The organism is Actinomadura sp. 7K507 (genome assembly GCF_004348425.1).
GTDB lineage: Bacteria > Actinomycetota > Actinomycetes > Streptosporangiales > Streptosporangiaceae > Spirillospora.
In genome coordinates this window covers 30,619-44,063 of record NZ_SMKK01000053.1, presented here as the reverse complement: position 1 = coordinate 44,063, position 13,445 = coordinate 30,619, and the positions used below count along the sequence as shown (strand labels likewise).

12 protein-coding genes are annotated in these 13,445 nt (G+C 73.7%); 4 read left to right on the top strand and 8 right to left on the bottom strand.

The window, feature by feature from the left end; all coding sequences use genetic code 11:
• Positions 1-21: 21 nt before the first annotated feature.
• Positions 22-480, bottom strand: a complete 459-nt coding sequence (locus E1285_RS14595) for a peroxiredoxin (RefSeq protein ID WP_132152187.1) — start codon at positions 478-480, stop codon at positions 22-24.
• A 200-nt stretch (positions 481-680) separates the two neighbouring features.
• Between E1285_RS14595 and E1285_RS14590 the strand changes: the two genes are divergently transcribed.
• Entirely contained in the window at positions 681-1,949 is a 1,269-nt protein-coding gene (locus E1285_RS14590) for a glycosyltransferase (protein WP_132152184.1), read from the top strand.
• Between the two features lie 115 nt (positions 1,950-2,064).
• A complete protein-coding gene (locus tag E1285_RS48170) occupies positions 2,065-5,004 on the top strand; it encodes a helix-turn-helix transcriptional regulator (protein WP_132152182.1) in 2,940 nt (979 codons plus the stop codon).
• 59 nt (positions 5,005-5,063) lie between these two features.
• Here the strand turns inward: E1285_RS48170 and E1285_RS14580 are convergent, their stop codons facing one another.
• From E1285_RS14580 to E1285_RS14565, 4 genes are all read right to left on the bottom strand, one after another.
• Positions 5,064-6,128, bottom strand: a complete 1,065-nt coding sequence (locus E1285_RS14580; RefSeq protein WP_132152180.1) for a diacylglycerol kinase — start codon at positions 6,126-6,128, stop codon at positions 5,064-5,066.
• Positions 6,125-6,913, bottom strand: a complete 789-nt coding sequence (locus E1285_RS14575) for an SDR family oxidoreductase (RefSeq protein ID WP_132152178.1) — start codon at positions 6,911-6,913, stop codon at positions 6,125-6,127. The genes E1285_RS14580 and E1285_RS14575 overlap by 4 nt, the downstream gene beginning before the upstream one ends.
• Before the next feature lie 80 nt (positions 6,914-6,993).
• On the bottom strand, positions 6,994-7,947 hold the full coding sequence (locus tag E1285_RS14570) for an ornithine cyclodeaminase family protein (RefSeq protein ID WP_132152176.1): 954 nt from the start codon (positions 7,945-7,947) through the stop codon (positions 6,994-6,996).
• A 77-nt stretch (positions 7,948-8,024) separates the two neighbouring features.
• Positions 8,025-9,014: an ABC transporter ATP-binding protein gene (locus tag E1285_RS14565; RefSeq protein WP_132152174.1), complete on the bottom strand. Its 990-nt coding sequence runs from the start codon at positions 9,012-9,014 to the stop codon at positions 8,025-8,027.
• A 304-nt stretch (positions 9,015-9,318) separates the two neighbouring features.
• Here E1285_RS14565 and E1285_RS14560 point away from each other — a divergent pair, with 304 nt between their 5' ends.
• Together E1285_RS14560 and E1285_RS14555 are read left to right on the top strand one after the other, a co-directional pair.
• Positions 9,319-10,410: a S1 family peptidase gene (locus tag E1285_RS14560; RefSeq protein ID WP_243722786.1), complete on the top strand. Its 1,092-nt coding sequence runs from the start codon at positions 9,319-9,321 to the stop codon at positions 10,408-10,410.
• Between the two features lie 280 nt (positions 10,411-10,690).
• On the top strand, positions 10,691-11,749 hold the full coding sequence (locus E1285_RS14555) for a S1 family peptidase (protein ID WP_243722785.1): 1,059 nt from the start codon (positions 10,691-10,693) through the stop codon (positions 11,747-11,749).
• 88 nt (positions 11,750-11,837) lie between these two features.
• Here E1285_RS14555 and E1285_RS14550 read toward each other — a convergent pair whose 3' ends face one another.
• From E1285_RS14550 to E1285_RS14540, 3 genes are read right to left on the bottom strand one after another with little or no spacing between them, the layout of a single operon-like run.
• Positions 11,838-12,578, bottom strand: coding sequence for an alpha/beta fold hydrolase (locus E1285_RS14550; RefSeq protein WP_132152170.1), 741 nt, complete (start codon positions 12,576-12,578; stop codon positions 11,838-11,840).
• On the bottom strand, positions 12,575-13,234 hold the full coding sequence (locus tag E1285_RS14545) for a GNAT family N-acetyltransferase (RefSeq protein ID WP_243722784.1): 660 nt from the start codon (positions 13,232-13,234) through the stop codon (positions 12,575-12,577). The genes E1285_RS14550 and E1285_RS14545 overlap by 4 nt, the downstream gene beginning before the upstream one ends.
• Positions 13,227-13,436 carry an MbtH family protein gene (locus E1285_RS14540; protein WP_132152168.1) on the bottom strand — a complete coding sequence of 70 codons (210 nt, stop codon included), beginning with the start codon at positions 13,434-13,436 and terminating at the stop codon, positions 13,227-13,229. The genes E1285_RS14545 and E1285_RS14540 overlap by 8 nt, the downstream gene beginning before the upstream one ends.
• Positions 13,437-13,445 lie beyond the last annotated feature (9 nt).

The following is a 13,445-nucleotide window of genomic DNA, read 5'->3' as shown; positions in this document are numbered from 1 at the left end:
CCCCCGCCCACCCCTCGACGATCAACCTCCCCGTCGTCCGCTGAGGGCTTCGAGGGCCTTGTCCGCGTGGGTGTTCATGCGGATCTCGCTCTTGATGACCGCCAGGACCCGGCGGTCGGTGTCGATGACGAAGGTCTGGCGCTTGGTGGGCATGAGGGCGATGCCGCGCTTGACGCCGAACAGCGCGCGGACGTCGCCGCCGGGGTCGGACAGGAGGGGGTAGCCGAGGGTGTGCTTGTCGGCGAACTCCTTCTGCTTGGCGACCTCGTCGGCGCTGACGCCGACGGGATGGGCGCCGGCCTCGGCGAGTTCGGCGACCAGGTCGCGGAAATGGCAGGCCTCCGCGGTGCAGCCGGGGGTCATGGCGGCCGGGTAGAAGAACAGGACCACCGGGCCCTTCTCCAGGAGTCCGGTCAGCGTGCGCGGCTCGCCCGTCTCGTCGGGCAGTTCGAAGTCGTCGACGACGTCACCGGCGTTCATGGTCCGAACCTAGCGGCCACGGCGGTGGACGGCCAGTGCGTCATTTTTCAACAGTGTCCACGCTGGTCAGCGGTGCGGCGGGACGGAGATCCGATTCGCGAGGTTTGGCGGGAGGTAGGGGCGGATATGAAACTGTCCGAGCAGGTGTCTACGACGCAGATACCTCCGTGCTTCCCCTGTGATGTACCGGAGGATCCGTCATGCACCGCCCGCTTAACATCGCTCTCGTGTCCGCCTCCGACCTCGACGGCGAACACCTGCAGTCAATCCATGTACGGGACCTCGCGCGTTCGCTCACCCGCCCGCTGACTTCCGACGGGGAGCCGAACCAGGTCACGGTCTACGCCCGGCGCCAGGAGAAGAGCGCCCGCAGCCGGGTCAAGCTGGCCCCCGGGGCCGCGCTCGTCCATCTCGACGCCGGGCCCGCCCGCCCGCTGTCCGACGAGCAGATGCTGAAGCACGTCCGGGACTTCGCCGATGAGCTGCGCCGCCGCTGGTCCGGCAGCGGACGCCCCGACATCGTGCACGCGCACGGCTGGATCGGCGGGCTCGCCGCCTGCGCCGTCGCCCGCGAGCTGGGCATCCCCTTCGCGCAGAGCTACCACGGCGTCGCCGCCGCCGAGCGCCGCGCCGGGCACCCGGTGCACCCCCACCGGGACCGGCTGGAGAAGGCCATCGGCCGGGACGCCGACGTGGTGCTGGCCGGGCACGCCGAGGAGGCGGGCGCGGTCGTGCGGATGGGCGTCCCCCGTCCGACCGTCGCCGTCGTCCCCTACGGCGTCGACGGCGAGCAGTTCGCGCAGGCCGGCCCCTCGATGCCGCGCGGCGACCGCCGCCGCCTGGTGATGATCTGCGACGACCTCGCCGCCGGGGACGTCGAGACCGCGCTGCACGCGCTGGTGCACGTCCCGCACGCCGAGCTGACCGTCGCGGGCGGCCCGGCGCGCGAGGAGCTGGACCAGGACCCCGCCGTCCACAAGCTGACGCTGCTGGCCAAGGAGCTGCACGTCGCCGACCGGGTGATCTTCCTGGGGCGGCTGCCCCGCAAGGCGCTGCCGAAGCTGCTGCGGACGGCGAGCCTCGCCCTGTGCCTGACCCCGCACCAGCCCTGCCCCTCGGTGCCGCTGGAGGCCATGGCCTGCGGCGTCCCGGTCGTGACGACCCCGGCGGGCGGCAACGCCGACGAGGTGCTCGACCGCATCACCGGCCTGCACGTCCCGGCGGGACGGCCGGTCGTGATCGGCCGCGCGATCCGGCACCTGCTGGCCGAGGAGACCACGCTGCACGGCTACTCGATCGCGGCCGCCGACCGCGCCCGCTCCCGCTACTCGCTGGAGCGGATCGCCGCCGAGACGCTCCGCGCCTACCAGAAGGTGCTGCCCGCACCCGAGCCCGAGCCCGAGCCCGAACCCGCCGCCGAGGACGCGGCGGTGCCTGAGACCGGCAGGACCCCCGCCCTGGTCGGCTGACGCGCACCGTCCGCGCGGGCCCCGGTTCCCTCTCCGGATCCGGGGCCCGTTCATGTCCGCCCCCTTGATGCCCGCCCGGTGGGATACTGGGTGGAATGACCGGAGGGGACGGCCGATGCTGATCGGCAGGGCCGCGGAGCTCGCGGAACTGACCGCCGCGCTGGAGCGGGCGGCGGGGGGCGGCGCCGGAGCGGTGCTCGTCAGCGGCGACGCGGGCGTCGGCAAGACGCATCTGGTGTCCGCGCTCACCCGCGCCGCCCGGGACAGGGGCTGCGCGGTCATGGTCGGGCAGTGCGCCGAGCTGGGCGAGAGCATGCCGTACCTGCCGCTCACGGACGCGCTGTGGGCGTCCGCGCAGGCCGGCGCCCCGGAGGCGGACGAGGTCCGCGCCGCGATCGGCTCCCGTCCCGTGCTGGGGCGGCTGCTGCCGGACGGCGACGGCGGTCCCGGCACGGCGTCCGAACTGAGCCAGCAGCAGCTCTTCGGGGCGGTCCTCGGGCTGCTCGGCGAGCTGGGGGCGGAGCGGCCCGTCCTGCTCGTCCTGGAAGACCTGCACTGGGCCGACCGCTCGACGCGGCATCTGCTGACCTTCCTCAGCCGCGTGCTCCAGCGCGAGCGGGTCTGCCTCGTCGGCACCTACCGGTCGGACGACCTGCACCGGCGGCATCCGCTGCGGCCGGTGGTGGCGGAGCTGCTGCGGCTGCCGAACGTGACCGGCGTCGAGGTCTCCCCGTTCGGGCCCGGTGAGACCGCCGAGTACCTCGCCGAGCTGTCCCGCGGGTCCGCGGCGGTCACGACGGAGGTCATCGAGCGGGTGCACCGGCGCTCGGAGGGGAACCCGTTCTACGCCGCCGAGCTGTACTCGGCCGGGCTCGACGCTCCCGGCGGCGAGCCCGCGGAGCTGCCGTCCGGGCTCGCGGACCTGCTGCTGTCGCGGATGGAGCGGCTGTCGGGCGCCGGGGAGCGGGTCGTGCGGGTCGCGGCGGTCGCCGGGCGCCGCATCGACGACGAGTTCGTCCGCCGCGTGTCGGGGCTGGACGAGGCGGAGGTCGGCGAGGCGCTGCGCGAGGTCGTGTCGCACCAGCTGCTCGTCCCGTCCGGAGCCGGGTACACGTTCCGGCACGCGCTGCTGCGCGAGGCCGTCTACGCCGACCTGCTGCCGGGCGAGCGGACCCGGCTGCACGCCGACTTCGCGCGGCTGCTCGCCGGTCTCCCGGACGGGACGCGCGGTTCGGCGGCCGAGCTGGCGCACCACAGCCTCGCCGCGCACGACCTGCCCGCCGCGTTCGCCGCGTCCGTCCGGGCGGGACGGGAGGCGGCGCGGCTCGGCGCGCCCGCGGAGGCGTTCGGGCACTACGAGCGGGCACTGGAGCTGTGGGACGCGGTCCCGGACCCGGAGCGGGCCGCGGGCGCCGACCGGATCCGGCTGTCGCTGACGGCCGCGAAGGAGTCGGCGCGGGCCGGGGAGCCGCGCCGCGCCGTGCACCGGCTCCGCCGCCTGGCGGGCATCGCCGGCCCCGCCGACCCGCGGCTCGGCGCCGAGATCCGCGAGCATCTGGCGACGTATCTGAACGACATCGACGAGCTGGAGGAGTCGCTGGCGGCCGCGCGGGAGGCGGTGGCGATGCTGGCGGGCGGCCCGGCGTCCGCCGAGCGCGCCTGGGCGCTGGCCACCTACGCCCGGTCGCTGCTCCACCGGGACCCGGACGGGGAGATGCCGGAGCTCGCCGAGAAGGGCGTCGCCGAGGCCCGCGCCGCCGGGGCCACCGGCGCCGAGGCGGCGCTGCTGGTCACGCTCGGGCTCCACCGGGAGTCGCGGGACGCCGACTCGGCGGTCGCGGAGGTCTTCGCGCGGGCGAGCGCCCTGGCCGACGCGGCCGGCGACAGCCCGGTGACGGTGGTACGCGCCAGGTACCACCACGCCCGGACGATGTTCGACCGCGGCGACCTCGCGGGCGCGGCGGACGCCGCCGCCGAGGGAGTGCGGTTCGCCCTGGACAAGGGCCTTCGATGGACCACGTACGGCATCATCATCCGGTCCCTGCAGTACCTGATCCACTACACGACCGGCGACTGGCCGGAGGCGAACCGGCTCGCCGGGGAGTTCGCCGTCCAGGTCGTGCGGCCGGCCGAGGCGCAGATCTCCGCGTACGCGCTGTTCGTCGAGGTGGCGCAGGGCGGCTCCAGCGTCGACGAGCGGCTGCGGTGGATCGAGCCGCTGCTGGGGCAGGACCACTTCCTGAACTACCTCGCCCGGGGCATGGCGGCCGAGCACGCCCTGTGGCGGGACGATCCGCACGCGGCGGTCGAGCACGTCGCGCACGTCCTCGCCGGCCCCTACAGCGATACGGACGGAATGATCCGCCTCGCGGCGACGGGCCTGTGGGCCCACGCCGAGATCGCGGCGCGCGCCCGCGCCGCCGGCGACGGCGGCGCGGTGCGGGCCGCCGCGGAGGCGGGCGACGAACTGCTGCGCGTCGCCAGGACGGTGTTCACGGTCACCCCCGCCGGGCATCCCCGCGCCTGGCTCGGACTGGAAGGGCACGCCTGGCTGGCGCGCGCCGAGGCCGAGCGGCGCCGGGTGGACGGCGTCCACGACGTGGAGCTGTGGCGCAGGGCCACCGACCTGTTCACCTACGGGGACCCGGACGGCGGTTTCGTCTACGAGGTGGCGCGGTCGCGGCGGCGGCTGGCCGAGGCCCTCGCCGAGAACGGCGACCGCGAAGGCGCGGCCCGCGAGTGGCGGTCCGCCGTCCGCACGGCCGAGCGGCTCGGCGCCGCGCCGCTGCTGGCCGCCCTGCGCGACCTCGGTGCCCGTGCCCGGCTCGGCGCCGCGCGTCCCGCGCCCGCCCCGGCCGGCCCGCTGGCCGCGCTCACCGGGCGGGAGCGGGAGGTGCTGAAGCTGGTCGCCGAGGGGCTGGGCAACCGGGAGATCGCGGCGGCGCTGTTCATCTCCCCGAAGACGGCGAGCGTCCACGTCTCCAACATCCTCGCCAAACTGGACGTCGCGAGCCGCACCCAGGCGGCGGCCGTCGCGCACCGCGAAGGCATCTGATCCCGTCCTCGGCGGCTTTGCCCGTGACGGCCCCGACGACCGGACGGGGTGATCGAGGTCTAGAGCAGGCCGCGTCCCGGGATGAGGGGCAGGTCGAGGGCGGTGAGCAGGCCGGGCGGCGCCTGGACGACGGCCGGCACGGCGTTGACCAGGCGCATCGCGGTCGCCTTCAGCCCGGCGGTGTTGTGGTCGCCGTCCGTTCCGAGGAGCCGGAGGTCAACGGTGTAGTTCGGTTCGCCGCGGACCTCCACGCGGTAGCAGCCGTCGCCGGCCGGCTGCGGCCAGTCGGGGGCGAGGTCGTCGCGGAGCCGGGTGACGTGCTCCAGGACGATCACGGCCTCGCCGCCGCGCATCCCCCGTACCTCGAACCGCAGGGCCGCCGTCGTCCCCTTCTCGATCGTTCCGGCGGATACGGCGAAGGTGTCGGGGGCGGGGAGCCGGGTGTGCCACTCGGCGACCTCGTCCAGTTCCACGCCGAGCCCCGCCGCGATCTGCCGGACGACGCTGCCCCACGCCATCGTGAGGACGCCGGGCTGCAGCAGCATGGGCGTCTCGTCCAGGGACCGCCCGAAGCCCATGATGTCGAACAGCACCGTCGCCTGGTCGTAGGTGGCGTAGTTGAGGATCTCCACGCAGCGGACCTGGTCGATGCGCTCGCTGATGCCGGTGACGGCGAGCGGGAGCACGTCGTTGGCGAAGCCGGGGTCGATGCCGTTGACGAAGATCGACGCCCCGCCCGCTGCGGCGGCCTCCCGGACCGGCTCGGACATCCCGGCCGGGACGACGCCGTCCGGGAACTGGAGGAACACCGGGCTGCTGGAGACGACGTTGACACCGGCGCGCAGGATGCGGCACAGGTCGTCGATCGCCTCCATCAGCCGCACGTCGGCCATCGAGGTGTAGACGACGCAGTCCGGCCGCAGCGCGAGCAGCGCGTCCGCGTCGCCGGTCGCGGTGACGCCGAGACCGCGCCCGAGACCCGCGAGTTCCCCGGCGTCCTTGCCGACCTTGCCGGGGTTGGAGACCCAGACACCGGCGAGTTCGAGGTCGGGGCGGGCATCGATGCCCGCGATGGCGTGCCGGCCCACGTTGCCGGTGCTCCACTGGACGACGCGGTAGGTCACAGATCCTCCAGGCCAAGATCGAGGTTGGGGTTCTCGATGCCGCCGTCCACGCGCATGAGGGCGCCGGTGACGTAGGCGGACGCGGGCGAGGCGAGGTAGAGGACGGCGGCTGCCACGTCCTCGGGGTCGCCGACGCGGCCCAGCGGCGTCTTGCGCTCCATCTCGGTGCGCAGCTCGTCGCTGGTCATGACGATGTCGAGCGCGGACGTCGCGACGGACCCGACGGCGATCGCGTTGATCCGGACGCGCGGCGCCAGGTCGAACGCGGCGAGCCGGGTGTAGTGGGCGAGCGCGGCCTTGGCGCTGCCGTAGGCGAGGTAACCGCGGCCGGCGATCCGCCCCATCACCGACGAGATGTTGACGACGCTGCCCGAGCCCGACTCCAGCAGGTGGGGGACGGCCGCGCGGGTCAGCGCGTGCGCCGTGCTCACGTTGAACTGGAACGCGTTCTCAAGATGGCGCGGCTTGGTGTCCATGAAGGGGGCCGGCATCGCGCCGCCCATGTTGTTGACCACGATGTCGAGGCGGCCGAGTTCGGCTGCGGCGCGGGCGGCCAGCCCGGCGGCGGCGTCCGGGTCGCTGAGGTCGGATGGGACGACCACCGCCCGCCGCCCGGCCGCCTCGACCTCGGAGGCGACCTTGAGGAGCTGTTCCTCGGTGCGGGAGGAGATCACCACATCCGCGCCGGCCTGCGCGAGCGCGACGGCGGCGGCCGCGCCGATGCCGCGGCCGGCGCCGGTCACCACCGCGGCCTTGCCCTCGATTCGGAATCGATCCAGGATCACCGACGTCACCTCCGGCCCGTGCGGCTCTGCCGGCCCAGCCTACGCAGGAGGTAGAACGTGTTTCAATATCTGCCGCCGAGTCAGGCGAGGAAGTCGAACTCGACCCCGGCGCCGGCGGCGCGGGCCGCCTCGTAGGCGCACCAGCTCACCGCGAGGTCCTGCCAGGGCAGCCCGACCGGCGCGTACACCGTGACCTCGCCGCCCTTCACCCGTCCCGGCACCTGGCCGCGCAGCAGGTCGCGGAGCGTCCCCGCGGCGTGCTTCACGTCCAGCCCGGCCCCGGCCAGCACGCCCATCTCGACGGCGAGGGGGACGTCGTCGACGACGACCCGGGCGCCTTCGAGCAGGTCGGTGCCGAGTTCGGCCTTGCCCGGCTCGTCCGCGCCGAGCGAGGTGAGGTGCGTTCCCCTCGTCACGTCGCCGGCGTGCAGGAGGGGACGGCGCGCCCAGGTCGCCATGACGACGATCCCGGCGTCCTGGACGGCGGCGCGCGGGTCCGCCGCGACCGAGGCGGACAGCCCGAGCCGCGCGCCGTGCCGTTCGGCGAAGTCGGCGGCGCGGCCGGCGTCGAGGTCGCAGACGGTGAGGTCGCGCACCTCCCGCAGCTCGGCCAGCCCCCGCATGACCAGCTCCGCCTGGGCTCCGGCGCCGATCACCGCGACCGCGCCGGCGTCCGGGCGGGCCAGGGCGTGCGTGCCGAGCGCGGCGGCCAGCCCGGTGCGCCACGCGGTCACGGTCGCCGAGTCCAGCTGCGCCAGCAGCTCGCCGGTGCCGAGGTCGTGCAGGCAGACGACACCGCGCAGCGCCGGGCGGCTGCCGGGGAACTTGGCGTTCACCTTCACCGTGTAGGCGGGGGTCTCCCCGACCAGGCCCGGCAGCAGCGCCGTCGCGGTGCCCTGGCCGGGCAGCCCGCCGATCACCCGGCGCGCGGCGACCTCGCCCTGCTCGGCCGTGAAGCCGCGGCGCAGCGCGTCGAGGCACTCCACCGGGTCGAGCAGCGACTCGAGGTCGGAACGGGTCAAAAGGAGCGTCACGGAAACTATCCTCCCGCCCGCACCGGCGCGGCGTCACTACCCGACGCCGACCTTCTGTCCCGCCGGTGCCGGAGCTCTCACGGGCGCCACTGGCGTTGTGCGGTCAGGGCGTCCCACTCGGTGAGCCAGTTGCGGCCCGCATCGTCGATGAACGAGCCCGGCGGCGGGGTCACCCGGTGCTCGGCCAGCCACATGCCCGGACGGCGCATCGAGGGACGCAGCGCGCCGCCGCTCGGCATCAGCTGCGGCGGGATCGGGGCGGGCATCGTCTGCGGCGCGGACTCGTCGGCGACCTCGGCGAGGTCCTTCTCCTCCGCCATCCCGATCGGCCCCTGCCTGCGCGCGTTGAAGAACTGGTTCACGGCGGGGTGCGTGCTGGACAGGACCATCTCCCGAGGCCCGAACATCACCAGGCCCCTGCGGAAGAGCAGGCCGAGGTTGTCCGGCAGGACGCGGGCGGTGCCGATGTCGTGCGTGACGATCAGGAACGTCGCGCCGAGCTGGGTGTTCAGGTCGACGAACAGCTGGTTGAGGTACGCGGTGCGGACGGGGTCGAGACCGGAGTCCGGCTCGTCCGCCAGGATGATCTCGGGGTCGAGGACGAGGGCGCGGGCGAGCCCGGCGCGCTTCTTCATGCCGCCGGAGATCTCGCCGGGCAGCTTGCCCTCGGAGCCGGACAGGCCGACCATCTCCATCTTCTCCAGCACGATGCGCCGGATCTCCGACTCGCCCTTCTTCGTGTGCTCGCGCAGCGGGAACGCGATGTTGTCGTAGATGTTCATGGAGCCGAACAGGGCCCCGTCCTGGAACAGCACGCCGAACTTGCGGCGCAGCGCGTACAGGTCGCTCTCGCGCAGCCGGGGCACGTCGCCGCCGCCCACGTACACGTGGCCCCGGTCGGGACGCAGCAGCCCGACGAGGTTCTTGAGGAACACCGACTTCCCGGTCCCGGACGGCCCGAGCAGGGCGGAGATCTCGCCCGCCGGAATGGTGAAAGAGACGTCCTCCCAGATGACCTGCCGTCCGAACGACTTCCTGAGCCCTTCCACCCGGATCTCGACACCCATGGGCACTCCCGTGCGGGGAACCGGGGACGGGGGGATCCGCATCTTATGTCCGGTCCCCCGTCGCCCCGACTGTACGTCGCGCCCGGCCCGGCGGGGAGGCCCAGTCGCCCCGCGTCCAGCACCGAATGGGTTAAACGGGACGTTTCCACCGGACGACGATCACAAATCCAGCACCCATTGTGACAATCCGTACCCTACTGATTAGTCACTTTGTTGCCTTACGCCGGCCTTCAGGTTTCTTCCAGCATGTGCGGTGACCTCCGGCGCACCAACCCGGGTGCGCCCAATCCCCCCTGGAGGCACAGTGAGATTCCGTCCCACTCGTATCGTCGGCGCCGCCGCCGTCACCATGGCCGCGTCCGGGATGGTGGCGACCGCGCTCGTCGCCGCTCCCGACAACGAAGCGTCCGTCGGCGCGGCCGCCGCCCCCGTCGCCGCGGCGTCCGACACGGGCACGTCCGACACGGGCACCCTGGCCACGAAGCTGGCCGGGCGGCTCGGCTCCCGCACGGCCGGCGCCTACCTCGACCAGACCACGCGCAAGCTCACGGTCACGGTCACCGACGACAAGGCGGCACAGGCGGTACGCGCCGCCGGCGCCGTCCCGAAGGCCGTCACGCGCAGCGGCACCGACCTGAAGCAGGTCATGACCGCGCTCAAGCGCGACGCCACCGTCCCGGGCACCGCCTGGGCCGTCGACCCGGCCGCCAACCAGGTGGTCCTGACCATGGACAGCACGGTCAAGGGCGCGGAGCTGAAGAAGGTGAGGACCGCCGCGGCCAAGCACGGCGCGGCGATCCGCACCGACCGCGTCGCCGGGCAGTTCCGCCCGTTCACCGCGGGCGGCGACCCCATCTTCACCGGCGGCTCCCGCTGCTCGCTGGGCTTCAACGTCACGGACGGAACCGACTCCTTCTTCCTGACGGCGGGGCACTGCACCGAGGGCGGCTCGACCTGGACCGACGAGTCCGGGGCGACGCTCGGCAGCAACACCGGCAGCAGCTTCCCCGGCGACGACTACGGCATCGTCCAGTACTCCTCCTCTCCGGAGGACACGGAAGGCGGCGTCACGGGCGCGAACGGCTTCCAGGACATCACCGGCGCCGCGGACGCGACGGTCGGGCAGAGCGTGACCCGCAGCGGCAGCACCACCGGCGTGCACACCGGCGAGGTCACCGCGCTCGACCAGACGGTGAACTACGCCGAGGGCACCGTCAGCGGCCTGATCCAGACGACGGTCTGCGCCGAGCCCGGCGACAGCGGCGGCCCGCTGTACGAGGGGTCCACCGCGCTCGGGCTGACGTCCGGTGGCAGCGGCAACTGCTCCGCCGGCGGCGTCACGTTCTTCCAGCCCGTGACCGAGGCGCTCTCGGCGTTCGGGGTGGAGGTGTACTGACCACGCGCTGACCACGGCGGCCCGCCGGAGCTCCCAGGCGGCGGGAAGCCCGCACCGGCCCCGGATCCGCACGGCGCGGAACCGGGGCCGGTTCGCGTTCGACTGATCCACAACATGAAGGCGTTTCACGGTCTGACCATGGGGACTGGCGTCAGGGTGACAAGCATTCCGTCCCGAATTGGTCAGCTTCTGCGTCTTACATCCACGTTGACGGTTATTCACTATGTCGGTGACCTCCGGTGCACCACTCGGGTGCACCCATCCCCCCGTGGAGGCACAAGTGAAGATCCGTCACAGGCGCGTCGGCGCCGTCGCCGTCACAACGGCGACGTCCGCAGTGGTGGCCGCCACCCTCGCCACCGCACCCGCCGCGTTCGCAAGCCCGGCGGCACCCGCCGCCCCGGCCGACCCCGGCGCCGTCGCGTCGTCGCTCGCGCAGCGGCTCGGCTCCCAGACCGCCGGCGCCTACCTCAAGGGCGGCAAGCTGGTCGTCACCGTGACCGACGCCGACGCCGCGCAGACCGTGCGGGCCGCCGGCGCCGTTCCGGAGACCGTCGCACGCAGCGGCGCCGACCTGAACCGGGTCATGGCCGCGCTCAAGCGCGACGCGACCGTCCCGGGCACCGCGTGGGCCGTCGACGCCGACTCCAACCAGGTCCTGCTCACGATGGACAGCACCGTCTCCGGCGCCGCGCTGGAGAAGGTGCGGGCCGCCGCCGCCGAGCACGGCGCGGCCGTCCGGACAGAGCGCGTCGCCGGGACGTTCGAGAAGTTCACCCTCGGCGGCCAGGCCATCCGCACCGGCGGCTCCCGCTGCTCGCTGGGCTTCAACGCCCGCAGCGGCAGCACGTACTACTTCGTGACCGCCGGGCACTGCACCAACATCGGCTCGACCTGGACCGACGGTTCGGGCCGGGTGCTCGGCACCAGGTACGCCAGCAGCTTCCCCGGCAACGACTACGGCGTGGTGCGGTACACCTCGACGCCCGCCGACACGCGCGGCGCCGTCAGCCTCTACGGCAGCGGCACCCGCGACATCACCAGCGCCGGCAACGCCACGGTCGGACAGACCGTGTACCGCAGCGGCAGCACCACCGGCTACCACAGCGGCCGGGTCACCGCGCTCAACCAGACGGTGAACTACGCCGAGGGAAGCGTCCACGGAATGATCCGCACCACGGTGTGCGCGGAGCCGGGCGACAGCGGCGGCTCCCTGTTCGCCGGGTCCACCGCGCTCGGCCTGACCTCCGGCGGCAGCGGCAACTGCAGCTGGGGCGGGACGACGTTCTTCCAGCCCGTCACCGAGGTGCTCAACCGCTACGGCCTGAGCGTCTACTGACACGCACCTGAGAAAGAGGCGGGCCGCCCCCGGCACAACGGACTCCCCCGGGGGCGGCCCGCCGCCGTCCGCCCAAGGGGCCGTCCGGTCAGGGGGCGGCGGGGACTTCCAGGGTGCGGAGGATCTCCGCGATGACGTCCGGCTGCTGCTCCGTCAGGTAGAAGTGGTCGCCCGGCAGGACCCTGAGGGCGAAGCGCCCGTCGGTGACGTCCGCCCACCCGGCGGCCCGCTCCGCGCTCACGTGCGGGTCGCCGTCCCCGACGATCGCGGTGATCGGGACGGTCAGCCGCGGGCCCGCCGGCCGGTGGGCGTAGTCCTCGATCAGCCTGAAGTCGTTGCGGACGTACGGCAGGACGAGTTCGCGCAGCTCGGGATCCTGCAGCGCCTCGGCGTCGCTGCCGCCGAGCTTCACCATCTCGGCGACGAGGCCGTCGTCGTCCTTCCCGGCGACGCGGTCGTCGCCGCGGTCGTGCGGCGGGCGGGCGCCGGAGGCGAACACGTGCACCGGTGCGCTGCCCCGCTCCTGCAGCAGCCGCGCCACCTCGTAGGCCAGGACGGCGCCCATGCTGTGCCCGAACAGGGCGGCGGGACGGTCCATCAGCGGCGCCATCGCGCCGGCGACGAGGCGGGCGAGCTGGTGGGCGTCGGTGACCATCGCGTCGGCCATCCGGTCGGCGCGGCCCGGATACTGGACGGCGTGGACCTCGACGGCCGGGCTGATCTCCTTGGCCCAGGGCCGGTAGAACACCGCCGACCCGCCCGCGTGCGGCAGGCAGAACAGCCGCATGGACGCCCAGGGCCGGTTCTCGGGGCAGCGGAACCAGGTCAAGTGATCAACTCCTCCTCCTCGTGGCGGCGGGAGGCCACGCGCGGGTCGTGCGGCAGCGGCCACGGGGCGGCGCGCGGGTCCGGGACGGGCTTGGGCGCGGTGGCCTCCGCGGCCACCTTAAAGCCCCGGCGCCGGTAGTTGGCGATCGCGTTCGGGTGGTCGAGCGTGCTGGTGCGCAGCCACACGCGGGTGGCGCGGCCGGTGCCGCAGGCCCACAGCTCGCCGCGCTGCCAGGCGCGCCGGGTGCACTGCTCGACGAGGTAGCCGCCGTAGCCGCGCCCGACGAAGGCGTGGGTGAGCCCGACGAGGTGGATCTCGGTGTTCCCGCCCGGCTGCGCCTCGATCTCGAAGTAGCCCGCGATGGTGCCCTCGGCCATCGCGATCCAGGTGGACAGCTCGGGGCGGTCCACCCACGCCCGCCAGTCGGCGTACGTCCACGGGAACCGGTCGGTCCAGCAGACGCGGGCGCCGACGGCCGCGTACAGGGCTCGGCTGACCTCGGGGGACGGGACCCCCGACAGGGTGAACGTCATCTCGACGCCGGGCAGCGGCGCGGGGTGCAGGTCCGCCGCGTCCAGCATCTCCATCGTCCACTCGGTGACCGCCGGGATCTCGATCTCGTCCCCGCGGAGGGCCGGCGGGCCGCCGTCAATCACCCATCGCCTCGATGAGGCTCTTCGGGCGCATGTCCGTCCAGTTCTCGTTGATGTAGTCGAGGCAGGCCTGCCGGGTGTCCTCGTCCTTGGCCACCGTCCACCCGGCGGGGACGTCGGCGAAGGACGGCCACAGCGAGTGCTGGCCCTCGTCGTTGACGAGGACGACGTACGTGCCGTCGGGGTCTTCGAAGGGGTTGGTCATATTCGTCCC

Excerpts from the sequence above, each read along its gene's own strand:
- E1285_RS48170 (WP_132152182.1), top strand. The coding sequence starts at position 2,065 with ATGCTGATCGGCAGGGCCGCGGAGCTCGCGGAACTGACCGCCGCGCTG.
- E1285_RS14590 (WP_132152184.1), top strand. The coding sequence starts at position 681 with ATGCACCGCCCGCTTAACATCGCTCTCGTGTCCGCCTCCGACCTCGAC.
- E1285_RS14565 (WP_132152174.1), bottom strand. The coding sequence starts at position 9,014 with ATGGGTGTCGAGATCCGGGTGGAAGGGCTCAGGAAGTCGTTCGGACGG.
- E1285_RS14595 (WP_132152187.1), bottom strand. The coding sequence starts at position 480 with ATGAACGCCGGTGACGTCGTCGACGACTTCGAACTGCCCGACGAGACG.
- E1285_RS14540 (WP_132152168.1), bottom strand. The coding sequence starts at position 13,436 with ATGACCAACCCCTTCGAAGACCCCGACGGCACGTACGTCGTCCTCGTC.